At 65.4% G+C, this 25,033-nt stretch carries 25 protein-coding genes; 9 read left to right on the top strand and 16 right to left on the bottom strand.

The window, feature by feature from the left end:
* Nucleotides 1–153: 153 nt before the first annotated feature.
* On the bottom strand, nt 154–1,344 hold the full coding sequence (locus tag ACVW1C_RS31310; RefSeq protein WP_456761563.1) for an MFS transporter: 1,191 nt from the start codon (nt 1,342–1,344) through the stop codon (nt 154–156).
* Between the two features lie 89 nt (nt 1,345–1,433).
* Here ACVW1C_RS31310 and ACVW1C_RS31305 point away from each other — a divergent pair, with 89 nt between their 5' ends.
* Nucleotides 1,434–2,234 (top strand): AraC family transcriptional regulator, encoded by an 801-nt coding sequence (locus ACVW1C_RS31305; RefSeq protein WP_456761562.1) that lies wholly within the window; start codon nt 1,434–1,436, stop codon nt 2,232–2,234.
* Between the two features lie 159 nt (nt 2,235–2,393).
* Nucleotides 2,394–3,758: a malonyl-CoA decarboxylase gene (locus ACVW1C_RS31300; RefSeq protein WP_456761561.1), complete on the top strand. Its 1,365-nt coding sequence runs from the start codon at nt 2,394–2,396 to the stop codon at nt 3,756–3,758.
* Between the two features lie 55 nt (nt 3,759–3,813).
* Here the strand turns inward: ACVW1C_RS31300 and ACVW1C_RS31295 are convergent, their stop codons facing one another.
* The 8 genes from ACVW1C_RS31295 to ACVW1C_RS31260 form a co-directional block, all read right to left on the bottom strand.
* On the bottom strand, nt 3,814–4,875 hold the full coding sequence (locus ACVW1C_RS31295) for a hypothetical protein (protein WP_456761560.1): 1,062 nt from the start codon (nt 4,873–4,875) through the stop codon (nt 3,814–3,816).
* A 168-nt stretch (nt 4,876–5,043) separates the two neighbouring features.
* Nucleotides 5,044–6,213 carry a mandelate racemase/muconate lactonizing enzyme family protein gene (locus ACVW1C_RS31290; RefSeq protein ID WP_456761559.1) on the bottom strand — a complete coding sequence of 390 codons (1,170 nt, stop codon included), beginning with the start codon at nt 6,211–6,213 and terminating at the stop codon, nt 5,044–5,046.
* A gap of 133 nt (nt 6,214–6,346) precedes the next feature.
* Nucleotides 6,347–6,610, bottom strand: a complete 264-nt coding sequence (locus ACVW1C_RS31285; RefSeq protein ID WP_456761558.1) for a DUF3297 family protein — start codon at nt 6,608–6,610, stop codon at nt 6,347–6,349.
* Nucleotides 6,607–7,083: a glutathione peroxidase gene (locus ACVW1C_RS31280; protein WP_456761557.1), complete on the bottom strand. Its 477-nt coding sequence runs from the start codon at nt 7,081–7,083 to the stop codon at nt 6,607–6,609. Before ACVW1C_RS31280 ends, ACVW1C_RS31285 begins: the two co-directional genes overlap by 4 nt.
* A gap of 1 nt (nt 7,084) precedes the next feature.
* On the bottom strand, nt 7,085–8,476 hold the full coding sequence (locus ACVW1C_RS31275; protein WP_456761556.1) for an amidase family protein: 1,392 nt from the start codon (nt 8,474–8,476) through the stop codon (nt 7,085–7,087).
* A gap of 72 nt (nt 8,477–8,548) precedes the next feature.
* A complete protein-coding gene (locus ACVW1C_RS31270) occupies nt 8,549–9,115 on the bottom strand; it encodes a c-type cytochrome (protein WP_456761555.1) in 567 nt (188 codons plus the stop codon).
* A 72-nt stretch (nt 9,116–9,187) separates the two neighbouring features.
* Nucleotides 9,188–10,444 carry a PQQ-dependent sugar dehydrogenase gene (locus tag ACVW1C_RS31265; protein WP_456761554.1) on the bottom strand — a complete coding sequence of 419 codons (1,257 nt, stop codon included), beginning with the start codon at nt 10,442–10,444 and terminating at the stop codon, nt 9,188–9,190.
* A gap of 183 nt (nt 10,445–10,627) precedes the next feature.
* On the bottom strand, nt 10,628–10,885 hold the full coding sequence (locus ACVW1C_RS31260; protein WP_050402107.1) for a DUF6894 family protein: 258 nt from the start codon (nt 10,883–10,885) through the stop codon (nt 10,628–10,630).
* Between the two features lie 325 nt (nt 10,886–11,210).
* On the opposite strand from ACVW1C_RS31260, the gene pqqA reads away from it, so the two are divergent.
* From pqqA to pip, 6 genes are all read left to right on the top strand, one after another.
* Nucleotides 11,211–11,291, top strand: coding sequence for a pyrroloquinoline quinone precursor peptide PqqA (pqqA, locus tag ACVW1C_RS31255; protein WP_035635412.1), 81 nt, complete (start codon nt 11,211–11,213; stop codon nt 11,289–11,291).
* Between the two features lie 175 nt (nt 11,292–11,466).
* Nucleotides 11,467–12,396 (top strand): pyrroloquinoline quinone biosynthesis protein PqqB, encoded by a 930-nt coding sequence (gene pqqB, locus ACVW1C_RS31250; protein ID WP_456761553.1) that lies wholly within the window; start codon nt 11,467–11,469, stop codon nt 12,394–12,396.
* A gap of 20 nt (nt 12,397–12,416) precedes the next feature.
* On the top strand, nt 12,417–13,172 hold the full coding sequence (gene pqqC / locus ACVW1C_RS31245; protein ID WP_342713339.1) for a pyrroloquinoline-quinone synthase PqqC: 756 nt from the start codon (nt 12,417–12,419) through the stop codon (nt 13,170–13,172).
* Nucleotides 13,173–13,265: 93 nt separating this feature from the next.
* Nucleotides 13,266–13,574 (top strand): pyrroloquinoline quinone biosynthesis peptide chaperone PqqD, encoded by a 309-nt coding sequence (pqqD, locus tag ACVW1C_RS31240; protein ID WP_456761552.1) that lies wholly within the window; start codon nt 13,266–13,268, stop codon nt 13,572–13,574.
* Complete coding sequence (gene pqqE / locus ACVW1C_RS31235; protein WP_456761551.1) at nt 13,571–14,797, top strand: pyrroloquinoline quinone biosynthesis protein PqqE; 1,227 nt, start codon at nt 13,571–13,573, stop codon at nt 14,795–14,797. The genes pqqD and pqqE overlap by 4 nt, the downstream gene beginning before the upstream one ends.
* Complete coding sequence (pip, locus tag ACVW1C_RS31230; protein WP_456761550.1) at nt 14,787–15,761, top strand: prolyl aminopeptidase; 975 nt, start codon at nt 14,787–14,789, stop codon at nt 15,759–15,761. The genes pqqE and pip overlap by 11 nt, the downstream gene beginning before the upstream one ends.
* A gap of 235 nt (nt 15,762–15,996) precedes the next feature.
* On the opposite strand, the gene ACVW1C_RS31225 is transcribed toward pip, so the two are convergent.
* The 7 genes from ACVW1C_RS31225 to ACVW1C_RS31195 form a co-directional block, all read right to left on the bottom strand.
* Complete coding sequence (locus ACVW1C_RS31225; RefSeq protein ID WP_456761549.1) at nt 15,997–16,458, bottom strand: MarR family winged helix-turn-helix transcriptional regulator; 462 nt, start codon at nt 16,456–16,458, stop codon at nt 15,997–15,999.
* A 69-nt stretch (nt 16,459–16,527) separates the two neighbouring features.
* Nucleotides 16,528–17,241, bottom strand: coding sequence for an SDR family oxidoreductase (locus tag ACVW1C_RS31220; RefSeq protein WP_456761548.1), 714 nt, complete (start codon nt 17,239–17,241; stop codon nt 16,528–16,530).
* A 56-nt stretch (nt 17,242–17,297) separates the two neighbouring features.
* Nucleotides 17,298–17,672, bottom strand: coding sequence for a hypothetical protein (locus ACVW1C_RS31215; protein WP_456761547.1), 375 nt, complete (start codon nt 17,670–17,672; stop codon nt 17,298–17,300).
* Between the two features lie 30 nt (nt 17,673–17,702).
* Complete coding sequence (locus ACVW1C_RS31210) at nt 17,703–18,584, bottom strand: NmrA family NAD(P)-binding protein (protein WP_456761546.1); 882 nt, start codon at nt 18,582–18,584, stop codon at nt 17,703–17,705.
* 341 nt (nt 18,585–18,925) lie between these two features.
* Nucleotides 18,926–20,119 (bottom strand): DUF1501 domain-containing protein, encoded by a 1,194-nt coding sequence (locus ACVW1C_RS31205; RefSeq protein ID WP_456761545.1) that lies wholly within the window; start codon nt 20,117–20,119, stop codon nt 18,926–18,928.
* 15 nt (nt 20,120–20,134) lie between these two features.
* Complete coding sequence (locus tag ACVW1C_RS31200) at nt 20,135–21,679, bottom strand: DUF1800 domain-containing protein (protein WP_456761544.1); 1,545 nt, start codon at nt 21,677–21,679, stop codon at nt 20,135–20,137.
* Nucleotides 21,680–21,714: 35 nt separating this feature from the next.
* Complete coding sequence (locus ACVW1C_RS31195; protein ID WP_456761543.1) at nt 21,715–24,012, bottom strand: caspase family protein; 2,298 nt, start codon at nt 24,010–24,012, stop codon at nt 21,715–21,717.
* Nucleotides 24,013–24,207: 195 nt separating this feature from the next.
* Here ACVW1C_RS31195 and ACVW1C_RS31190 point away from each other — a divergent pair, with 195 nt between their 5' ends.
* On the top strand, nt 24,208–24,879 hold the full coding sequence (locus ACVW1C_RS31190) for a hypothetical protein (RefSeq protein WP_456761542.1): 672 nt from the start codon (nt 24,208–24,210) through the stop codon (nt 24,877–24,879).
* Nucleotides 24,880–25,033 lie beyond the last annotated feature (154 nt).

The raw sequence follows: 25,033 nt of genomic DNA, 5'->3' as shown, positions 1-25,033 counted from the left end.
GCCCGAAGGCCCGGGTGGAGCGTATCACACCACAGGGTCCGGACAAAGTTTACGGATACAATTGTGCGGTGCGCGAAAAAGCGCCATCCGCTTGGGGCGGATGGCGCCGTGGCCTATTTCAAGCCGAAATGGGTGCGGCAAACCGCCAGGACGTCAACCCGCCTGCGTGGCGGGCGTCCGGATCTCGCGCGGGAGGATGATCGCGGCCGCAATCGCCAGCAGGCATAGCGCAGCGAAGGCACGCAGCATCATCGAGAAGCCGCCCTGGTCGTACAGCCAGGCCACCAGGCCGACGGAGGCGCCCGCGGCGGTGAAGCCGACGAAATAGCGCACTGCGTAGGCGCGCGAGCGCCATTCCTCTGTGGTGTACTTGCCGACCATGGCATCGTTCACCGTGACCTGGCCGAACGCGCCCATCACGATGCCGATCGAGACCACGATCAGCGGCAGGTTGGACAGGCTCGCTGCCAGATAGAGGAACGGCGCCAGCATGAACGACAGCGGCAGCGCCACCGTCTTCAGCGAATGTCTGTCGAGCAGCTTGCCGATCGTATACTGCGTCATCGCGCCGAACACATAGACCCCGGCCGCGATCACGCCGAGCAGCGCCGGGCTCCTGGTCAGATCGGCGAGCCGTTCGGCGAACAGCTTCGGTAGCGCCACCGTCACCGCGTTGAACGTGGTCGAGATCGCGATCACCACGATCAGCAGCGACAGCACCACCCGCCACATGTCTTCCTTGGCGACCCGCACCTGGGCTGCGGCCTGCCTGGAGCCCTTGCGGTCCTCATGCACCACCGTCATCGCAAAGGCGATGCCGATCAGCACGGTGACCGTGCCCGGCACGATGAAGGCCCAGCGCCAGCCGAGATACTGGCCGATCACGCCGGTGACCAGCGCCGAGGAGGCGACGCCGAGATTGCCCCAGACGCCGTTGATGCCCATCTGGGCGCCGAGCTTCTCTGCATAGGACACGATCATCGCGGTGCCGACCGGATGGTAGATCGAGGCGAAGATGCCGATGGCGAGCAGTGCTGCGCCGAGCTGCAGCGGCGTCTGCACGAAGCCGACCGAGATCATCGACAGGCCGATGCCGACGAAGAAGATCACCATCATATGGCGGCGGCTCCAGCGATCGCCGAGCCAGCCCGTGACCAGCGAGCCGGCGCCGAAAGCGATGAAGCCCGGCGTCGCATAGGGCAGCAGCTCCGAATAGGCCATGCCGAGCGCCGGGCCCATGATGATGACGGCGGCCGCGAAAATCAGCATCGCATAGTGGTCGATGAAATGGCCGGCGTTGACGAAGCTGATCACCCGGCTTGGACCGTTCGTTGGGCTGCTCATGGGCAGGTCTTTCACTGGCACGTCTCTCACGCGATTCTTCAATTGCTCGAAAATAGGTTATAGGTCCTTGTCCTGACGGGATGTCGCCAATGACTATCGCTGAGCCGCCAATAAGAGCCCTCCACAAGGACCGGCGCGTCACCGGCGACGGGGTGCACATGGTCGCGCGCAGCTACCAAAAGGGCGTCCGCCTCGACCCGCACATGCACCGCGAGGCACAACTGGTCTATGCCGCCAGCGGCACCATGCAGGTGACGACCCCGAAGGGCCGGTGGCTGGTGCCACCGGACCGCGCGGTGTGGGTCCCTGCTCTGCTTCCCCACGCGATCGACGTGCTCGCCGATATCGAGATGCGCACGCTCTATTTCGACCGGGCCTGGCTTGCCCGCGAAAATCGCAGCGACAGCCTCGGCCATGAATTCGTGGTGCGGGTGTCGCCGCTGGTGCACCAGGCGATCCTTGCGCTGTTCGACGCCTCATGCGGACGCGAGCGCACCGACCTCCTGATCAGGCTCGTGATGCTGGAACTGAACCAGGCCGAGGATTCCGCGACCTTCATCCCGCTGCCGCAGGAGCCGCGCTGCCGCCGCGCCGCCGACATCGTGCTGGCCGATCCGACCAAGGACCACGAGATCGATGGGCTGGCGCGCACGGTCGGCACGTCGGCGCGGACGCTGTCGCGCCTGTTCGCGGCGGAGACGCAGCTGTCCTTCAAGAGCTGGTGCCAGCGCGCCCGCATCGCGGCCGCGATCGAGCGCCTGTCGACTGGCGCGAATGTTTCGGTCAAGCAGGTCGCCTCCGACCTCGGCTATGCCAGCGTACCGGCATTTTCCCATGCGTTCCGACAGGTCACCGGCAAGACACCGACCGCGTTCGCGGAGAAAACGTGAACGGGGGTTTGTCACCACCCGTAGCGATGACGAATTATACCGTTGTCGCGCTGCGACATATTTCCGTACGATCCATGCGCTTGATTGCAGTCCTCCCGACCTTAAATCCCGTGTAAGGTCCGGCTTCACTGAATACGACCCGCTGGATACGACCCGCAAATGGCCAACGCCTTCTTCTCCGACCTGCTCTCGACGATTTCCGAACGCGGCCGCGTCCTGCTCGGCCGTGCCAGCCCGGCCAACGACAGGCAGGATGCGTCCGAGCTTCTGGAATTGTGCGAGGCGCTGCTGTCCGGCCGCGGCGAAGCCTCCGGCACCGCGATGGCGCGCGAAGTGCTCGACCGCTACCATCACCTCGATGCCGCCGGCCGCCTGTCGTTCTTTCAGACGCTGGCGCGCGATTTCGGCCCCGATCACGCCAAGCTGGCGCAGGCGATCGAAAGCTGGCGCACCAAGACGAATGACAAGACCAATGGCGACGACGCCAGCGACCTGCATTTCGCCTCCGAGCCGCGCCGCCAGGAATTGATCCGCCGGCTCAACCGCGCGCCGGGCGGCACCGGCGAGCTGGTGTCGATCCGCTCGGATCTGCTTTCATTGATGAAGGGCAACAAGGACCTCGCCGCGCTCGATCGCGACGTGGTGCATCTGCTCTCGTCCTGGTTCAACAGGGGATTCCTCGTGCTGCGCAGGATAGACTGGTCGTCACCGGCCAATATTCTGGAGAAGATCATCCGCTATGAGGCCGTGCACGAGATTCGCGACTGGGACGATCTGCGCCGCCGCATCGATCCGGTGGATCGCCGCTGCTACGCCTTCTTCCACCCGGCGCTTGCCGACGAGCCGCTGATCTTCGTCGAGGTCGCGCTGACCGAAGCCATTCCGGGCGCGATCGCGCCGCTGCTTGCGGAAGAGCGCGAGCCGGTGCCGGTCGAGCGCGCCCGCACCGCGGTGTTCTATTCGATCTCCAACACCCAGCGCGGGCTCGGCGGCATCTCGTTCGGCAGCTTCCTGATCAAGCAGGTGGTGGAAGAGCTGCGCCGCGAATTGCCGAAGCTCGACAATTTCGTGACGCTGTCGCCGGTTCCGGGCTTCATGCAGTGGGTGAAACAGGCCGATGACGTGCCGCTGTCAGATGAGGACCGTCAGCTCCTGGAAAGCCTCGGCAAGCCCGGCTGGTTCGAGAACGCCGAACTCGCCACGCAGCTGCGGACCGTGCTGGAGCCGCTCGCCGCCTACTACTTCCTGAAGGCACGCACGCCGAAGGGACGGCTGATCGATTCGGTGGCGCGCTTCCATCTCGGCAATGGTGCGCGGCTTGAGCGGATCAACTGGCTCGGCGACCTCTCGCCCAAGGGCCTGCGCGAATCCGCCGGCGTCATGGTCAACTACCTCTACCGCCTCGACGACATCGAGAAAAACCACGAGGCCTACGCCAACAATGGCGAGGTGATCGCCTCGAGCGCGGTGAAGAAGCTCTTGAAGGGCGAAGGCCGGCGGCTGCTCGACATGCGGCTGTCGTAGGACCCTTTCCAGATACGAACCAGCTCTCTCAATTGTCGTCATGGCCGGGCAGGCGTCACGCGGTGGCAGACCGCGGACGCAGCCCCGCCGGCAGATGCGCCCCGAGCCAGACGGCGATCGCACGCTCGTTGCGATGGTAGAGCAGCCCTGCGGCGATCACGGCAATTCCGATCAGCGACAGCGAGAACGGAAACCACAGCGAGTCCTTGAAGACGACGTCGGCGAGATGTCCGAGATAGATGCAGATTCCGAACGCGCCGAACACCGCATAGGCGCGCCGCATCAGGATCACCGCGACCGCGACGAGACCGATATTGAGCAGGCAATAGACCGCTTTCGAGAGTTCGGTTGATCCTTCGGACGCGGTAATGCCGCCCCAGAACGCCATCAGGCCGAACAGATGCAGCCAGAACGCAAAGTCATCGTTGCGGCTGCGATAGTCGACGATCCAGGCCACCGCGAGGACGGCCAATCCGAACCACACCGACACGCGGCGCCGTGTCTCGAAGTCGGCATAATTCGTGCCGCTGAACCACGGCGCCAGATCCATCGACATGAACCACAGCGCGAACGCGATGATCGCGACGATGAAGGCGAAGCGGAAGTAGCGCAGCGCGACGATGCCGGCGGCGACGGTCGCGATCTCCATGAAGATCCAGCTGCCCTTCACCCAGACGTAGAAATCCTGCACGGTTCCGGGCTTGCCGAACTTGCCCCACCAGCCGAGCTCGTCCTGGATGCCATAGACCGCAAGCGGCGCCATCGAGACCGCGATCGCGATCAACAGGCCGCCGGGAACCCGCAGATTCTTGCCGTACCAGAGGTGGTGACCGGCCACCGCGAAAGCGGCGGCGTAGGCGATCGCGCAAGCCGTCAGCGCCCGTCCGCCCATCTGGGTGAACGCCAGGGTCGAGAACAGGCCCATGGCGCCGATCACGATCAGCGCGCCGGCGTACCAGAGCACATGGGCGGCATCGAACCTCGCCGCCGGGCTCGCATCGCCCGCCGCGCCCTGCCCGCCATGGCTGGCCAGGAAGGCGAGCAACCGGTCCAGATCAGCCGCGCTGATCACCCCGGCATCGGCAGCGTCGCGGAGATTCTTCGCTGAATATGGCATGCGGTGATCCTCATGGCCGGTTCCGCGCCTCCCCAGTGACCCGGACAGAGGCGTCTCTCCTGGATGTGTATAACGGAACGTGAGCAACGTTCAATATTTTATTGAGCGGCGCTCAAAAATGTTTTGCAAGCGGACTCAAGCCTGCCGGGCTGGCCCGATGGGCACCGGCTACGCCGCCAGCGCCTTCATTTCCGCATAGAGGTCGGATTTGCCCTCGAAGCCGATGCCAGGAAGGTCGGGCATGACGATGTGGCCATTCTCGACGCGCACGCCGTCCGGGAACCCGCCATAGGGCTGGAACAGATCGGGGTAGCTCTCATTGCCGCCGAGGCCGAGGCCGGCGGCGATGTTGAGCGACATCTGGTGGCCGCCATGCGGGATGCAGCGGCTCGGCGACCAGCCATGGGTCTTCAGCACCGCGAGCGTCCGCTGATATTCGCAGAGCCCGTAGGACAGCGCGCAGTCGAATTGCAGCCAGTCGCGGTCCGGCCGCATGCCGCCGTAGCGGATCAGGTTGCGCGCATCCTGGTGGCTGAACAGGTTCTCGCCGGTCGCCATCGGGCCCGGATAGAATTCCGCCAGCGCGGCCTGCAACGCATAATCGAGCGGATCGCCGGCCTCCTCGTACCAGAACAGCGGATACTCCCGCAGCATCTTGGCGTAGGCGATCGCGGTCTCCAGGTCGAAGCGGCCATTGGCGTCGACCGCGAGCTGCGCCTCGCGGCCGATCTCCTTCAGCACCGCCTCGATGCGCTCGCGATCCTCGGCAAGCGGCGCGCCGCCGATCTTCATCTTCACGACGTTGTAGCCGCGGTCGAGATAGCCGCGCATCTCCTTGCGCAGCGCGCCGAGATCCTTGCCCGGATAGTAATAGCCGCCGGCGGCATAGACGAACACGCGGGGATTGGCTGATAGCCCGTGGCGCTCGGCGAGCAGCCGGAACAGCGGCTTGCCCGCGATCTTCGCCACCGCGTCCCACACCGCCATGTCGATGGTGCCGACGGCAACCGAACGCTCGCCATGGCCGCCCGGCTTCTCGTTCGACATCAGCGTCGACCAGACCTTGTCCGGATCGAGATTGGCGCCAGAGGCATCGAGCAGCGATTTCGGACCAGCCTCGAGCAGCCGCAGTGCAAAGCGCTCGCGGATCAGCCCGCCCTGCCCGTAGCGGCCGTTGGAATTGAAGCCGTAGCCGACCACCCGCTTGCCGTCGCGCACGACATCGGTGACCACGGCGACCAGGCTCGTGGTCATCTTAGTGAAGTCGATATAGGCATTACGGATCGGCGAGGAGATCGGCTTTGTCACCTCGCGGACGTCGACGATGCGGACGGACATGCTTGCGTTCTCCGAATTAGGCCTGGCGCTCTCATCGTCATTGCGAGCAGCGAAGCGACGAAGCAATCCAGTTCTCAACATGCGGAGGAATGGATTGCTTCGCTTCGCTCGCAATGACGGTGGAGGAAGCGCCTCAGGACTTCGCCTTGTCCCGGAAATACGGCTCGACCGGCCCGTGCACTTTGATGGTCAGCGGATTGCCGTAGCGGTCCTTGGCGTTGCCGGCGGTGACCCGCACCCAGCCTTCGCTGATGCAGTACTCCTCGACATTGGTCTTCTCGGCACCTTTGAACCGGATGCCGACATCGCGCGAGAGAATCTCCGCGTTGTAATACGGGCTGTTCGGATCGACCGAGAGGCGGTCGGGGAATTGGTCGTTGGTGGTGTCGTCGCTCATAGCAGCGCCTCGATTTCCTTCTTCAATCCTTCGGGCCGGGCGGTCGGCGCATACCGCGCCACGACCTTGCCGGAGCGATCGACCAGGAACTTGGTGAAGTTCCATTTGATCGCCGGCCCGAGCAGGCCCGATTTCTCACGTTTCAGATGCTCGTACAATGGATGCGCACCTGAGCCATTGACGTCGATCTTGGCGAACATCGGAAACGTCACGGCGTAACTGGTCTCGCAGAACGCGGCGATCTGCGCGGCCGTCCCCGGCTCCTGCGCGCCGAACTGGTTGCAGGGGAAGCCGAGCACGGCGAAGCCGCGCGGCGAGAGGCCGGCGTGCAGCTCCTGCAGGCCCTTGTACTGCGGCGTGAACCCGCAGGCGCTCGCCGTGTTCACGATCAGCAGCACCTGGCCCTCGAACCGCTGCAGCGGCACCTCGTCGCCAGTGAGCGACTTGGCGGTGAAATTGTAGACCGTCGTCATCTCAGACCACCGGATCGATCGGCGACGACGGCGTGCCGCCGGCTTCCACCGCCTCGCCCGCGGCAAGGCAGAGGTCCTCGCGGTAGCGCCCGGCCACCAGCTGCACCCCGACCGGAATCCGCCCGACGAGGCCCGTAGAGACGACGAGCCCGGGAAGCCCCATGAAGGGGATCGCGATCTGCGGCAGCTGCGCGTGCCACACCCGCGCGAACGACGCCTCGTCCTTGCGGTCGAGATGATCGGGGAACGGCAGCTCGCCGGACACCGGCATCAGCAGCACCGGGTATTTATCGAGGAAGGCAAACCATTCGCGGGTCAAGGTCGCGCGGCGGGTCAGCGCCTGCGACAGGTCGAACGGATGCACCCTGGCGCGGACGCCGCGCAGGCAGGCCAGCGCGCCGGGATCGCCCTCGCGTTCGGCAAACGCAAGCTGGGCCTCGTAGCCGTCGCCGAGCCAGAGCCGGGTCTGGATCTCGGCCGCCTCGCGCAGGGACGGCGTGTCGGCGATCTCCTCGACGATCCAGCCGGCCTCTCGCAATCGCTTGCCGGCATCGGCCACCGCGGCGACCACTTCCGGCACCGGGTTGAGGCCATCGGGGTTGAGGCACATCGCAACGCGCTTCTCGCGCGGCGGTCCCTCGAGCGGCACCGGCGCGTACCAGGGATCGCGATAATCCGGCGCCGACATCGCCGCGAGCGAGATGCGCAGATCGTTGACGGTGCGCGCCAGCGGCCCCGACACCGCGCTGATCTGCGGGCCGATCGGACGCTCCGGCAAGGCCGCGTTGAAGGCGGGGATGCGGCCCATGCTCGGCCGCAGGCCATGCACGCCGCAGGCATAGGCCGGATAGCGGACCGAGCCGGCGATATCGGTGCCGTGCGCGATATGGCCGATGCCGGCCGCGACCGCGGAGCCCGCGCCGCCGGACGAGCCGCCCGGCGTGATGCCGGGATCGCGCGGGTTCTTGGTGTCGCCGTGAATGAGATTGGTGGTGAACCAGCGATAGGAGACCGCCGGACAATTGGTGCGGCCGAGCAGCACCGCGCCGGCCTTGCGCAGATTGGCGACCACCGGATTGTCGACCTTGGCGATCAAGTCGCGCTGCGCCTTCAGCCCGTTGGTGGTGGCGTAGCCCTCCTGATCGACATTGACCTTGATGGTGACAGGCACGCCGGCGAGTGGCCCGACCGCCTCGCCGCGCGCAATGGCCGCATCGATCGACGCTGCCTGCGCCAGCACGTCGTCCGGCCGGTGATCGACCACCGCGTTGATCTTCGGGTTCACCGCGTCGAGCCGGGCGAGACCGGCCTCGGCCGCCTCCTTCGCTGACACCTTCTTGGATTTGATGAGGGAGGCGAGTTCAGCCGCCGACAGACGCCAAATATCCTGCATGAGACACTCCGTATGACGCAGGCGTTTTAGCCCCACACGAAGAGCAAGGCCAGCGGCCGGCCGCCTGATGTTTCAGCGGACATGCGCGATGTAATAGGCAAGGTCGCCGATCTGCTCCTTGGTGACCGTCTGCATCACGTCCGCCATGGTGGCGTCGTAGCCGTGGCGGCTGTTGTCCTTGTACTCGGCCAGCGTCTTGGCGAGGTAGTCCTCGCGCTGGTTGGCGATGCGGGGGACATTATCCTTGCCCGAAAAATCGGTGTTGTGGCAGCTGTTGCAGCGGTTCTGCTGCGCCAGCGCCTGGCCGCGCGCCATCCGCGCCGGATCGCCGGCATCCGCGGGCGGCGCAGGCTTCGGCAAGGTGGCGATGAAGTCCGAGAAGCTGCGCAAATCGTCGTCGGTCATCGGCTTCGCCATCTCGTTCATCGGGTCGAATACCCTGAGCTTCTCGCGAAACATGAAGAGCTGGATCAGCGCATAGGGCGCCTGTTGGCCGCCGAGCGAGGGCGTGTTCTCGGTTTCCGACGTGCCATGCTCGCCATGGCAGGCAAAGCACGCAACAGTGCGCTCCTGGATGGTCTCGGCATTTGCTGAGAAGCTGAGAGCGGCCAGCGCCGCGGCGATTGCGAGCTTACGCATCGGTCCATCCTTACGTGCAGTTCAAAAGAAAATCGGGGGCAGCAGACGCTGCCCCCGATCTCTGGTTTCAGCTTACTGGTTGGCGACCTTCGGCTTGCCGTAGCTGATGCGATAGACCGCGCCGTTCCAGTCGTCGGAGACGAGCAGCGAGCCATCCTTCAGCAGCATCACGTCGACCGGGCGGCCGACATACTTGTTGTCCTCGAGGAAGCCGGTCATGAACGGCTCGACCGACTTCACGGTGCCGTCCTTGTTCAGCTTGACGACGACGACGTCACCGCCCTGCTTCTGCGACTTGTTCCAGGAGCCGTGACGCGCGACGAAGATCGCGTTCTTGTAGGCCTTCGGGAACATGCTTCCGGTGTAGAAGCGCATGCCGAGCGAGGCGGTGTGCGGACCCATCAGGCCGACCGGCGGCGTGTAGTCCTTGCAGTTCTTGCCCCAGCCGAGCTCCTGGTCGATGATGTTGCCCTGGTAGCAGTAAGGCGCGCCGAAATCCTCGCCGGCCTTGGTGACGCGGTTGAGCTCGTCTTCCGGCACCGTCTCCGACAGCCAGTCGCGGCCGTTGTCGGTGAAGTACATCTGCTTGGTCTCGGGATTCCAGTCGAAGCCGACCGAGTTGCGCACGCCGAGCGCGTAGACCTCGGCGCCGGAGCCGTCGAGATTCATGCGGCGGATCTGACCGTGATCGGCGTCGTGCAGCACGTTGTTGCCGGGCTGGCCGACCGGGACATAGAGCTTGTTGTCGGGGCCGATGGCGATGAACTTCCAGCCATGCGCCTCGTCCTTCGGGAGCTTGTCGTAGATGACGGTCGGCTTCGGCGGGTTGTCCAGATTGTCCTCGATCTTGTCGATCTTGGAGACCTTCGACAGCTCGGCAATGTAGAGCGTGCCGTCCTTGAAGGCGACGCCGTTCGGACGGTAGAGGCCGGAGGCGATCACCTTGACCGAGCGTTTGCCGTCCTTGTTGACGATCGCATAGACCTTGTCGACGAGCCGGCTGCCGACGAACACGGTGCCCTTGTCGCCGAGCGCCAGCGAGCGCGCATTGGCCATGCCCGCGGCATAGACCTCGACATTGAAGCCGGCCGGGACCTTGAGCTTGGCGAGCGGCAGCTTGTCGGGCGCGGTCGGCAACGGCGGGGGTGCCACCGGCGCGAGCTTGGCGGCGGCCTCATTGTCCGGACGCCCGATCAACGGCGAGCCCGGCGGCAACGGCTGGGCGGCGGGCGCGGCCGCCGGCTGTTGCGCCGCAGCAGAGAGCGTGAACGCTCCCAGCATGGCCCCCGCAATCAGCAGGCTCCGCGGTGCGAACGAGTGTTTTTTCATGATGATCTCCCCTGGGTGGAAGCCGTTGTTGATTGCGCCATTGACGTCGACCGGCGCGGTTCGGCTTTCCGTTCATAGTCTTGCGAATTTGTCCGGACAATTGCAATCGGAAACATGCCGACATCGGCCAACGCATGGTTGTGGCCACGCGACGCTGTAGGTGCGCCTGTGTGTCGGCGTCCCTCAGTGCCTCGTCATCGAGCGGTCCGGGCGATCGAGAATCGCCTCGGTGAATGGAAACTCCAGCACGATCTCGCCCTCGTCGTCGGTGACCTCGATCACCGCGCCGAGCAGCGCGCCGTCGGCCCCCTCGGTCTTGAGCAGTTCGCGAATCATCGCCCGCGCCATTTCCCATGCACGATCCGGATCCCGCAGGATTTCGCCGTCGGGGTCGGAGATCAGCTCGTCGCCGATACGGGTATTGAAGAAATAGCGTGGCATCGGCTGAACTCGGCTCGGTTAGTCGCTTCCCGTCACCGGGAAGCACGGAATGGTCATCAGGACCTTCGGAGGATCACGTGGTCCCTGTCTCTTAGTCCAAGATCAACATTCACCGTGTGGCGAACAACAGGAAAAAGGTCTGATCCCACCGGGTTTTGACCGGAAGTGCGCGCACAAATTTGTGAGGGGGCCGGTTTCGCTTCCCGCAGTGCAGCATGCCTCTCCGCAGGGTCGCTTGCGAAAAATTTAAGTGGCGAACTTTTCCAACCGCAGTAGTTTAACTTGCAGGGCGGAAAGTTCGTCCGGTTGCAACAAGGAGAGCCTAATGGCCTGGAAAGCACCGAAGATCGTCGAAGTGTCGGTCGGCATGGAAATCAACATGTATATGTGCGCCACCCGCAAGTAAGCGGCAGCGCCCTCTACACGTTTAGCGTTTTAGCGCAGGTGGACATCCGGGCGTGACGCGCTCCCGAGCGTGGGAGTGTGTTCCAAGCCGGGGTCCACCTCGTAACGTTTCTGGGTCCGAGTAATTTAGGTCCGAGTAATTTAGCTCCGAGTCAAACGTCTCCAGGGGACGGATCATGCTTCGTATCGTCGTCCTGGGTGCCGCGGCGGGTGGCGGCGTTCCGCAGTGGAACTGCGGATGTGCCGTCTGCAGGACCGCACGCAGCGACCGTCCCGAATTGCAGAGCACGCAAGCCTCGATCGCCGTCAGCGGCGATGGCGCGCACTGGTTCCTGGTCAACGCGTCCCCGGATCTCCGTCAACAGTTGAACGCGACGCCGCAGCTGCATCCGAAGCACGGCGCCTTGCGCCACAGCCCGATCGCCGGCGTCATCCTCACCAATGGCGAGATCGATGCGGTCGCCGGGCTGTTGTCGATGCGCGAGGGCTCGCCGTTTGCGATCTACGCGCATGAGCGGGTGCTGGCGATCCTGCGCGCGAACAGCATCTTCAACGTACTGAGCGAGAAGAACGTCGCGCGCCGGCCGATCGCGGTCGACCAGGCCTTCGAGCCGGCCCTGCCCGACGGATCGCCGTCCGGGCTCGAGGTGCTGCCGTTCGAGGTTCCCGGCAAGGGCGCCTGGTATCTCGAGGGCAAGGCGCACCCGGCGGGCGCCGACGGCGTCGGCGATACGCTCGGCCTGCGTATTGCGGACAGGCGGAGCGGCAAATACTTCTACTTCATGGCCGCCTGCGCCCGGGTGACCGACGACCTGAAATCACGGCTCAGGGGCGCCCCCCTGGTGTTCTTCGACGGCACGGTGTGGCGCGACGACGAACTGATCGCGGCGGGGCTTGGCAACAAGACCGGCCAGGGCATGGGACATATCGCGATGTCGGGCGATCAGGGCGCGATCGCGAGCCTCGCCGGGCTCGACATCGGACAAAAAGTGTTTTTGCATATCAACAACTCCAACCCGGCGCTGCTCGGGACATCGGCCGAACGCAAGGCGGCCGAACAGGCGGGTTGGCAGATTCCCGCCGACGGAACGGAGATCGTGCTGTGAATGTCGTGCCCACCTCTGGAATGACCGCGCTCTCGATCGGCAAGGGCATCACGCTCGATAGCGCCGAGGCGATGGAATCTGTGCTGCGCACGATCGGCGCAACGCGCTATCACAGCCTGCACCCGTTCCACCGCTTGCTGCATGGCGGCAAGCTCAACAAGGGCCAGGTCCAGGCCTGGGCGCTGAACCGCTACTACTACCAGAGCACGATCCCGCTGAAGGACGCGATGGTGATGACGCGCTTTCGCGACCGCATGACGCGGGTCGAGTGGCGCCATCGGATCGAGGACCATGACGGCGATCTCGGCAATGAGGGCGGCATCGAGCGCTGGCTGAAGCTGACCGAAGGCCTCGGCCTCGACACCGCCTATGTCGAGTCCACCGAAGGCATCCTGCCGGCGACGCGCTTTGCCGTGGAGGCCTATGTGCATTTCTGCCGCGACCGCACGCCGCTGGAGGCGATCGCCTCCTCGCTCACCGAATTGTTCGCGCCGAACCTGCACGAGGAGCGCATCTCCGGGATGCTGAAGCACTACGACTTCGTCAACCCCGACATCATGAGCTATTTCAGCCGCCGCCTGACCCAGGCGCCCCGCGACGCCGGCTTTGCGCTCGACTACGTCAAGCAGCATGCCAGGACGCCGGCCGAGCGCGAGGCGGTCTGCAACGCGCTGATCTTCAAGACCAACGTGCTGTGGGTGCAGCTCGACGCGCTCTATCACGCCTATGTCGAGGGCCACATTCCGCCCGGCGCCTTCGTGCCGAAGACGAGCTAGAGCATGATCCGGAAAAGTGGGAACCGATTTTCCCTCGCGACAAACGCGAACGCGTTTGCGCGGAGATCATGCTCAAATAAAGAGACTTAGAACATGGCCAGCCGCAACATCAGCGTCAGCGAGACCAGCCGGCCGAAACTGCCGCGCCATGCCAGGCTGAAATTCGACGAGACGCGGCAGGTCTGGGTGATCCTGGCGCCGGAGCGCGTGCTGGCGCCGGATGAAATCGCGGTCGAGGTGCTGCAGCTCTGTGACGGCGTGCGCAGCGTCGCCGAGATGGTGGACCAGCTCGCCGAAAAATACGCCGCGCCACGCGAGGCGATCGCGACCGACGTGATCGCAATGCTGCAGGATCTGGCCGACAAGGGCTTTCTCACCGAAGCGCGCGAGAGCACGGCATGACTGACACGCTCGCAGGTAGCAAGACAACGACAGCAGGCCCGACCGACGGGCTCGCGGTGCTCGAGCAAGCGCGCTCGGCGGCGGAGACCTACGGCATCCCGCTCGCGGTGCTGCTCGAGATCACCCACCGCTGCCCGCTGCAATGTCCATACTGCTCCAACCCGGTCGAGCTCGACCGCGGCTCGACCGAGCTCACGTCAGAGGAATGGAAGAAGGTGCTGGGCGAACTTGCCGAGCTCGGCGTGCTGCAAGTTCATTTCTCCGGCGGCGAGCCGACCGCGCGCAAGGACATCGTCGAGCTGGTGCAGCACGCGACCGATGTCGGGCTCTATTCCAACCTGATCACCTCGGCGGTGCTGCTGACCAGGGACAAGCTGTCGGCGCTTGCCGATGCCGGCCTCAGCCATGTGCAGATCAGCTTCCAGGGCAACGAACCTGTCGTCGCCGACCGGGTCGCCGGCCTGAAGGACGCGCACAAGAAGAAGCTCGAAGTCGCGAAATGGACGCGCGAGCTCGATATGCCGCTCACGGTGAACGCCGTGATGCACCGGCAGAACCTGCATCAGCTGCCCGACATCATCCAGATGGCGATCGACCTCGACGCCGACCGGCTCGAGGTCGCCAACGTGCAGTATTACGGCTGGGCGCTGAAGAACCGCGCCGCGCTGATGCCGACGATCGAGCAGATCGAGGAAACCAGCCGGATCGTCGAGGAAGCCCAAGTGCGCCTGAAGGGCACGCTCGCGATCGACTATGTGGTGCCCGATTACTACGCGCTGCGCCCGAAGAAGTGCATGGGGGGCTGGGGCCGCCAGTTCTTCAACATCTCGCCGGCCGGCAAGGTGCTGCCGTGCCACGCCGCCGAAAGCATCACGGGGCTCGAATTCGAGTCGGTGCGCTCGAACCATTCGATCGCCTGGATCTGGCAGAACTCGGAGGCCTTCAACCGCTATCGCGGCACAGGCTGGATGCCGGAGCCGTGCAAGAGCTGCGAGTTCCGCGAGGTCGACTACGGCGGCTGCCGCTGCCAGGCCTTTGCGCTGACCGGCGATGCCGGCAACACCGACCCGGCCTGCGCGCTGTCGCCGCGGCACGAGGAGATTTTCAAGCAGGCCGAGCAGGAATCCACCGGCACGCAGAACCGTTTCCTCTACCGCAACTTCGCCGGCGGCACGCTGGAGACGGACGAAGGCAAACGCCCGGACGACGCCAATGGCGCCTGATGCCGATGCCGGCAAGGCCGCAAGGCGCGCCGATCCCTTCGCTCCCCTGACATCGGAATGGCTCGATGTCGGCGACGGCCACGAGCTGCATGTCGAGAGCGTCGGGCGCGAGGGTGGCATCCCCGCGGTCTATCTGCATGGCGGCCCGGGCAGCGGCTGCCAGCCCGATCATCGACGGCTGTTCGATCCCGAGCGCTTTCACGCTGTGCTGTTCGACCAGCGCGGCTGCGGCCGCAGCCGGCCGAAGGGCAGCCGCGACCACAACACCACGCAGCATTTGATCGCCGACATGGAGAAGATCCGCGAACGCTTCGGCTTCGCGCGCTGGATGGTGGTCGGCGGCTCCTGGGGCGCGACGCTGGCGCTGGCCTATGCGCAAGCTCATCCCGAGCGGGTCAGCGGGCTGGTGCTGCGCGCGACGTTCCTCGGCACCAGCGAAGAGCTGGAAGACGTTTTCCTGCGCGCCCTGCCGCGCTTCTATCCCGGCCTCTCCGAGGACTTCCTCAACTTCCTGCCCGAGAACGAGCGCGCGGCGCCGCTTGCGGCCTACTACCGCCGCATCCTCGATCCTGATATCGCCGTGCATGCGGCGGCCGCACGCGCCTGGCACGACACCGAACGCACGCTGTCGGAGCACACGCCGAAGCAGACGCGGCTCGACCTTGCGAAGGCATCAGGCGCCCTGCCCTCGACGCCGTTCATGGAAGCGCATTACTTCGCCAACGACTGCTTCATGCGGCCGAACCAGCTGATGAGCGAGGCCAATAACCTCGCCGGCATTCCCGGCATCCTGGTGCAGGGCCGCTACGACCTGCTGTGCCCGCCCGCCACGTCGCACGCGCTCGCCGCGCGCTGGCCGGGCAGCGAGGTCCGCATCATCGATGGCGCCGGCCACATCCTCTACGATCCCGGCATCCGCAACGCCGTGATGAAGGCGATCGCGGATTTGGCGGCAAGACAATGATCCGGGCGCGTACTCAGAAACTGGAGCGCCCGCAATGCGGACTGATCGGACTGTGAAGACGGCAGGAGTTCAACCTGTCCGTCCAGGGTCTTTTAGATTTGTCGTACCAGGTCGTTTGCCGCTTCGTCTGTCCAATCAGGATTAAGGATTTGAAGACGCCCGCCGTATAATCGGTATGGCGTTCCTCGTGCCGGCCACGCATCGCGGCCGCGTGCTCTCGCTCGAATGGCGGCGTTTAATCCTCCGACGAGCTCGGCTTGATGTTACCGACGACCATGTCGCGCAGGGCCCTTCGCAGCACGGCGACATCTTTCGCCCCGTTCAGTTGCTCGAACTCCCGCTGGGCACGCTGCCAAAGCGGAGCGGCCTTGTCGTGAAGGCGGCGGCCGGCATCAGTCAGCTCGATGAGGCGGCTTCGTCCATCGGTGGGCGAGGACCGGATCCGAACGAAGCCGTCACGTTCCAGGAAGCCGACCATCTTGCCCATGGCGGTCCGCTCGATATCGAGCTGCTCGGCGAGCGCGTTGACGGCTGCGCTACCGAGTTCGTTCAGCGCCGCCAGGGTGAGGAACTGCGTGATGCGCAGGCCGACCGGTTCGAGCTGAGCGTCATAGAAACGCGAGATTTGCCGGTTGGCCTTCCTCATGGCGAAGCAGTTGCATTGATCGATTCCCAGAGGCTTGTTCACCGGCAACACTCCTTTCGTTCTCGCTTCTATCGCAGCCAGCGCCGCGAATACAGCAGCGGCGCGGCCGCAGCGATATCCTCAAGACCCTTGCGGCGGGGTGATGTAGCCGGGCTCCTCGGCCGCAAGCGTTCCCTTCAGCACCGTCGTTCCCCGGTCGGCCATCACCTCGCTCTTGCCGGCGGCGAGGGCGTCGTAGGTCTGCCGCACCACGTCCTCGGGGCTCGCCTTCGGCACGTCAATGCCGTTGGTCAGGTCGGTGTCGACGAACCCGACATGCAGGCCGAGAACCTGAACGCCGCGTTCGCGCAGATGAAAGCGAAGCTGGTTGGTGTAGCTCCAGGCCGCTGCCTTTGACGCGGCATAGGGCGTCAAGATCGGCCGCGGCAGCCACACGATGTCGGAGAGCACGTTGACGATGGCGGCGTTCGGCTTCGTCGACAGGATCGGTTCGAAGGCCTGCGTGGCGCGCACGACGCCGTAATAGTTGGTATCGAACATGCGGGCGGATTGCGCCACGACGTCGGTCGACAGCGGCCCGTCGATCAGAGCAGCGATTCCCGCGTTGTTGATCAGTACCGTCGTATCGGCCGCCAACTTGGCGGCAGCCGAGATCGAGGTCGGATCGGTGACGTCGATCTTGACGGGGATGATGCCGGGCTCGTTGAAGCCGTCCGTCTTGCGCATGCCCGCATAGACTTTCGCGGCGCCGCGGCGACGTGCCTCGCGTGCAAAGGCCAGGCCCAGGCCGCGATTGGCTCCAGTGATGAAGACGGTTGCGTTCTTGATATCCATGACGGTCTACCTTTCCAATTTCGTCAGAGGCCGTTCGCGCTGCTGGCCTCTTTGGTTTAGATAACGAGAGTTTCCAGCAGTTGCTCCGACAGCCGCTCGCGCAGGCCGGCGGCAAGGGACAGCACTGCGCCAAGCGGACTCATCCGCACACTGACGCGCGGTACCGATCCGTCGGGATTGTGCTCGACGATCACGGCTGCGCTCAGTTTCTCTCCACTGGTAAGCGTGGCTTCGTATTCGAGAACAAGCCGCGAGCCGACATCCTGCACGAAGGTCGGTGTTTGTGACGCGTAGAAGCTGCCGACGGCATCGACGACGCATCGGATGGCATCGCGTCCCGTGACGGGACCGCGCAGGACGGAGCTGACCAGCTGCGCGTCAGTGGTCAGATCGTCCAGAAACGGATGGCGCTCGGTTTGGGGATGGGACATTTTTCAAACTCATGCTGGCTTTGATCATGTTCAGGCGAACACCGCGCGGTTCTGCGCGATGAATTGCCGGACCGACAACGGCGGCGTTCCCGTGATCTTCTCGACGGCATCGTTGGTGCCCGAGAAAATGCCGTCGCGATAATTCTGGGCGACCTCGACCAGGTGCTGCACCAGGAACGGAGGAAACTTGTAGAGTTTCTCCATCTTCTCCTTGAACACCGCGATCGAGGTCGGCGCGTAGTCGATCCGGGCGCCGAGCACTTCGCTCATCTCGGCGGCGATTTCGGTGTGGTCCATCTCCACCGGTCCGTGCAACGGATAGATCTTGCCCTCATGGCCTTGCGGCTTGGCCAGGAGGTGGGCAATGACACGCCCCTGATCGTCGCTGGCGATCGGCGCGTGGCGGCCGTTCTCAAACGGAAATTCGATCTTCTTCTTCGCCCAGATTTCTTTTCCGAAATGCGGGTACACCAGCCAATCGGCAAAAAACGTCGGGCGAAGATGCGTTGTCGCAACGCCTGACCAGTCGAACACGCGCTCTGAAACCCAGTGATCCTGCGCCGCATGGCTCGCCGATTCCCGGCGCGCCGAAATCTGCGACATGTTGACGATCGCGCTGACGCCGGCCTCTCTCGCTGCCTGGGCGAAATAGGCCGCCGCGCTGATGATTCCGGGTGCGATCGGATGGAGGAAATAGGCGGATTGGATGCCCTCCATAGCCGCGCGAATAGCGTCGATGTCCGTGAAATCGCCGACGGAGATATCGACGCCGCGCTGCCGCAGCGCTGCCGCGCGCTCGCCATCCGAGCGCACATAGGCGCGCACCCTCTTGCCCATCTTGAGCAGTTCGTCGACGGCCGCCCCCCCGGTCCGCCCGGTCGCACCGCTGACCAGAATGGTTGCTTCGCTCATGACGACCCTCCTTTGTTCATTTGAGAGCATATGCTCTTATATGAACTACAATAGGTGCATATGCTCCTAAGTCAAGTGGCTTGTTTCGGCAGCGGGCGCGGGACCGTTCACGTCGCCGTGTGGTCCACAGGCGGGGCCGACTCAATGACGGCCCTGCCGGGAGAGCCGGCAGATGTCGGAATTCGTCGGGCATGACGCGCCGGGCGGCCTTTATGCGCGCGACACAGGCGGCTTTGCGCTATCTCGACCGAGTACTGCCGCAACCCGTCAAGTTGCCGTGCCAAACACCGGCAACCGGCTCCTTTGCATGGGGTTGTTTTCGATATTTTGGCAGTGCCCCGTCAAACCAGGTTCAGGTCCTTCGGCTTGATGCCGGTGAAGATGCGCTCGAGGCTTGCCTGCTGCAGGCCGTAGACATGCTGGATCAGGCCGGCGAAGAACGCCTTGTAGTCGGTCAGAACAGGATAGTCGCGGTTCTGGAACAGCGTCGCCTGCGCGACCTGGACCTGTTCGCCGGCCATGCGTCCGCCGTTGATGCCGCCGCCCATCACCCAATAGACGCTGCCATGGCCATGATCGGTGCCGCGATCGCCGTTCTCGCGGAAGGTGCGGCCGAATTCGGAGATCACGACCACGACAGTGTCGCGCCACATCGCGGGGCCGATTTCCTCGGAGAAGCCGGCGAGGCCCCTGCCCAGTTCGCCGAGACGGTCGGCGAGATAGCCGGTCGCCGCGCCCTGGTTGACGTGGGTGTCCCAGCCGCCGACATCGACGAAGCCGAGGTTGAACTGCTCGCGCATCAGCCGGCCGATCCGCCGCGCCGACAGCTCGAAGCCGCGCGGCGACACGGCGCCGCGGTTGGCCGCCATCATCTCCTCGGACACCGATTTGTAGACGTCGTCGCGGACCCGAAAGCCTTCCGACACCGAATTGGCGAGGTCGCCTTTCGCATACATCTGCTTGATCAGCCGCGCCTGCCGGTCGTCGACACCAGGCTTGCTGACGCTGGCGATGCCGATGTTCGGGATCTGGTTCTGGCCGCGGAAGATCAGCGGCAGCTGGTCGGTGAAGGAGATCGGCTTCACCCGCGTCAGCTCGGTCGCCAGCCGGCTCATGAAGCCGGAACGGTAATCCCGGCTGCCGCCGACGGCCTGCCCGAGCTCGATCGTGTCCTGGGTCTCGAAATGGCTGCGCGAGAGGTCGTCGCTGGTGCCGGCAAAGGGAACGAATGCGACCTCGCGCTTGGCCCACAGCGGATAGATCGAATCGCGCAGTGCCGGATGCAGCCCCCATCCGGCATCGAGTGCCAGCGCCGCATTCGGATTGCCGGCGTCGGGCCGCGCGACCGCAAGCGTCGGGCGCGAGGCGTAGTAGAATTCGCTGCCGACGGGCACGACGACATTGGCGGCGTCATAGGCGCCGCGCAGGAACACCACGAGCAGCCGCGCGTCGGTCGCGGGCGCGGCCCAGACCCGGCCGGCAAGGGTCAGCGAAGCGGAAGCGGCGAAGGCCTTGATCAGTTCGCGGCGGTTCATTGGCGAACCTCCCTTTCAGTGCATCAACTCGGGTGACGACAGAAACAGCGTGTTCCAGTCCTGCGGCGAGACCGCCTGGTCGAGCGCGGCGAGCGTGGTCGGGCTCAGCGTCTGCCTGATGTTGCTGAAGTAGAGCCCGTTCATCACGAGCGGAAACGCCGGCTGGTCGACGGCGTTGGGCTCGTTCGGCTTGAACAGGCCGGCCGATCCCGAGCCGATCGCGCGCGCGATCTCGAAACGCAGCATCATCTGCCCGGGACCGTTCCAGGCCGCCGACAGCATCGAATAGCCGTCGGGCGTCTCGTGATTGAACAGGCCCTCGGACAGGCGATTGAGCCAGCCCTGGATCGGCAGCGTGTTGAGGACGACCTTGGTATCGTAGGCGAGCCGCAGCGACGACATCACGTAGAGCATCGGGTCCTTGAACTTGGCGCCGCCCTTCAGGCTCGCGGTAAGCTCAGGCGCATGAACCAGCGTCGACATCACGGCCGCGATATCGCCGTCGGTCTTCTGGAAGGTCTGCGCCATCTGCTGCACCAGCGCGGGCGGCGGATTGTCCGACACGAAATAGGTCGCAAGCTGCTTTGCGATGTGCGTCGCGGTCGCCGGATGACGGCAGAGGATATCGAGGGCCTCGTCGACCTCGGCGAGACCGCGGCCCTTGATCTGATGGCCGAGGAAGGTCTTGTGGCCGAAATCGTGGCGCGCCGGATTGAACTCGAAGGCGCCCTCGCGGACCAGCTGGGATTGCAGCTCCGGCTTCAGCTTCGGATCCTCCGACTTGAAGTCGATGCCGACGCCGGTGAGGATCCGCGCCAGCGCCTCGACGTCGGCCTGGGTGTAGCCGGAGCCGACGCCCATGGTGTGCAGCTCCATGATCTCGCGGGCGTAGTTCTCGTTGAGGTGGCCGGCCGCGTTGTCGGCATTGTCGAGGTAACGCAGCATCACGGGATGATGCAGCGTGGCCGAGAGCAGGTTGCGAAATTTGCCGAGCGCGTTGGCGCGGATCGCGCGATCCTCGTAGTCGCCGACCAGCACGCGGATGTTGGCCTTGTACTGGTGGACGTTGAAGTGGTTGAACCAGAACCAGGTCAGGCGTTCGCGCAATTGATCCGGCGCGTAGAGCGCGTGCAGGATGGTACGGGCCGCGGCCTGCCTGGCGCGGTCGTTCACGGCCTGCTGATAGACCTGTTGCGCCGCCTTGCGCTGCTCCGGATCCGCGACCTGGTTGGCGGATTTCGCCTGCTGGTCGAACGAGGCCGCAATGTCGAACGGGAAGCGATGCACGTCCGGCATCGCCTCGATCTGCTTCTGGACGGCGGCCGGCAGTGCGGTGTTGGCCGGATGCAGCTGCTCCTGCAGCCAGCGCTCGGTGCCGATCTCGCGCAGATGCGCCGCGCTCGAGGCGCTGACGCCCCAGGTCAGGCGATCGAGCAGCGCGATATCCTGCGCTGCGAGTTCGGCCGCCCGCGCCGGCTGGTGGAACGCCACCAGCCCCGCGATCGCGCCGATCATCAGTTTCGCGGCTGTCCGCACTCCGAGTGTGGCCGTGATGCTCATGTAAGCTGACCTGCCCGGCTCATGGTGTCATGCCCTCAGTGTTTGCACTTGCCGGGAGGGCATGCCGGCGCGGCGCGGGGTGCTGCTGCGGGCCTTGGCGGCGGTGCCGGCCGCGGCGGCGGCGGCGCTGCGCGTTGCGCCTGGACAGCCGGCCGTGGTGGCGGCGGGGCGGCACGCGGAGCCGGTGCCGGATGCGGCGCAACGGCTGCGGCGCGCGGCGGCGGAGGAGCCGCGCGGGCCGGCGCAGGCCGGGAGACCGGTGCCGGCGACACCGCGGCGTGCGCGGGTGCCGAACGCGCAGCCGGCGTCTGCCGTGCTGGCGCCACGCGGGTCGCCGGCGACGGCGCCGTTGCGGGCTTCACGTTTGCGGTGGGTGCGGTCGCCGCATGCGTGAGCGGTTGCTGCCTCCCGGGCTTGCCGGCGGTCGCGGGCGAGGCCGGCGCGTTGGCCACCGGGGCAGCGCCGGGCTTGGTCGGCGGAGCCGGCTGCGCGTTGGCAGGCGCCATGGCTGTCGCCGGCTTGCCTGGCGTCACCGCGTTCGGCTTTGCCCTAGGCTGCGCGGCACCAGGCTGCGTGCCGCCCGGCTGCACGGTGCCCGGTTGCACGGCGCCGTGCTGCTGCGCGGGATTGGCCGGCGCGGTCGCCGACTGCGGCAGCGGCGGTCCATTCTTGGCGCCCGGCAAAGTGTGCGCACCCGGCGCACCCATGGCGTTCGGCGCGGCGGCCGCGTTCGGCGCAGCGCCGGGCGCTCCCATCGCCGCGCCCTGCGCCGGCGTCGCGCCTTGCGGAGCGGAGGGCCTCGTCAGATTGGCGCGCTGCATCGCCGCGGCCGGCAGTTGCGGCGCCGCCGTGACCGGTGCGCCGCCCATTGCCGCCGTCACCCCGGCCGCATGGAGTTGCGCCGGCGTCGGGTTGGGATTGTTGATCACCGTGTTGATCACGGTCGTGTTGTGGATGTTGTTGAACACGATGTTGTTCTGCGGCGGCACGACGTAGGCCGGCGCGGCGACATAGGCCGGCATCGCCACGAAGAACGGCGTCGGCAGCACGAACAGTCCGATCGGCGGCGGCGGCGGCGGCAGCACGACGAAGTCGGGCGGCGGCGGCGGCAGGAAGAACACCGGCGGCGGCGGGGGCGGCGCGAAGTCGAATACCGGATCGCTGTAGTAGAGCACCGGGCGGTCGACATAGACGATCTCGTCGGGCGGCGGCGGCGGCACGTCGTAGTCGAGCGCCGTGAACTGCGGCGGCGGCTCCAGCGCGGCCGACAGATAGGCGAGCCGGCGCCGGGCGTCATATGCATGCGGGCCGCGCGGATAACGCCGCAGATACGACCAATACGCATCGGGCGTATCGGCGTTGTAGGTGCGCCGCCAGGTGATGGCCTCGCGCCGCGCCGCCACGATCGCGCGCACCCGCTTGGCCAGCGGATCGCTCGGATAGGCCTGCAAGAAATCTTCGTAGCCTTGCAGCGTGTCGCGCTCCAGCGCGGCGGCATAGGCGTCCTGCGCCGGGAAGTCGCGGATCGGCTTGGTGCGCAATCCGGCATCGACTTGCTGCGGCGGCGCGTCCGGCTTGCGCTCGAAGAACATGAAGGGCGCGTCGACCTTCTGGGCATTCCACGGGATCTCGGCGCCCTTGGTCATCTCGTTGACGCGCAGGCGCACGCGGTCGAACACCTCGGGCAAGGTCAGGCCGCCGGCGCGAATCATTTCCGCCAGCGCTTGCGCGTAGGGCCCGTAAGGCGGCGCACCGTCTGGAGCGACGGTGCCGGGCGCCGAGTTGAAGGCGATCAAGAGCTTCGGATCGGGGTCGACCAGCGCAAGGCCGCCGGCCAACGGCGGGCCGTCCTTGGCGAAGGGATTGCTGCGCGCCGCATCGAGCACGATGACGCCCGCCTTGATCGGCAGCGCCGATAATTGATGGCTGTAATCGGAGATGCGGATCGCCTCGACCGGCACGTCGGTGTCGCGGGCGATCTTGGCGTCGACCGGCACGAAGTAGTTCTCGCCGGTGAGCTGCACGCCGTAGCCGGCGAGATAGACGAAGGCCACGGCATTGGGCCCCGCGTCCTGCACCTTCTGAATGAAATCGCGGAACGATTTGCGCAGCGTCTCGCCATCGAGGTCGCGCGCTCCGACCACGTCGAAGCCTGCGGCCTGCAACGTCTGCGCGATCAGGCCGGCATCGTTTGCGGCGGTCTGCAACGCACCGGCCTGATAGGCGCCGTTGCCGACCACGAGCGCGAGACGTTTCTCCTGATCCTGCGCATGGACGGGAAGCGACGAGAGCGACACCAGACCGACGATCAATGCCCACAGAATGCGCGCCATAGTGGTCGTCCCTTTTCTTCTCGAGAGTTGGCGTTACGGATGGAAAAGCTACTTCCGTGAATGCGCGCTGAACAGGATTGCGGCAATTGTGGCAATCCTTGGTCTGCACGGTCGCAGGCAACCCGGAATCGGCTTCCCGGGCGCGCGCTATCAGGCGATATTACGCAGATAAAACAGGCAAAAAAGGAGCGCTCGATGCCAATCGCCGGACAAGGTATGCTGTTGACCTCGATGGATATCGCCAGCTTACACGAAGCTGAATTCAACCGCTGGTACGATCGCGAGCATCTCGAAGAACGGATCGCGATCGATGGATTCCTGGAGGCCCGCCGCTACGTCGCTCATGACGGCAGGCCGAAATATCTCAGCCTCTACTCGACCGCGACCTTCGAGGTGCTCGAGAGCCCCGCCTACCGCAAGGCGCTCGCCAACCAGACCGACTGGTCGAAGGCCAACATCGCGCGCTTCCGGAACATGATCCGCGGGGTTGCGCGCATCACGGTCAGCCACGGCGTCGGCCGAGGCGCAGCCCTCGGCATCATCCGCCTGCGCCCGCCGGCCGAAGGGGCGGACAGACTCCGCGCTGCATTGCGGGAGCAACTCGATCCGGCCGCGCGCGACGGCATCATCTCGATGCACCTGTTGGAGAACGACCCCGTGCTGTCGAAGCCGCTGACGCCGGACGCCGGGAAAGCCGATCCCGGTGCCGGCGACTGGTTCGTGCTGATCGACGCCACAGATGTCGGCGCGGTCCCCGCAGCCGCAGCAGGCATCACCGGCAATGCAGCCTTGAAGCCGCTGGTGGTCACCAGCGGCGTCTACCGGCTGTTGTGCGATGTCGCGAAGAGCGATCTTCCGCGCAACTGAAGCGGTCCGGAAAAGTGCGAACCGGTTTTGCCTTGCGACCAACGCGCAGCGCTTGCGCGGAGATCATGCTCGAACAAGCGGGGTATCGCGGGCGGATCATGCTGCACCGCCACATAACGCAAACGAGATTAACGCTAGACGCGCATCAGCCGCG

Source organism: Bradyrhizobium sp. USDA 4011 (assembly GCF_054063415.1).
Note: the sequence above shows the minus strand (reverse complement) of the source record. Positions and strands in the feature narration are given on the sequence as shown.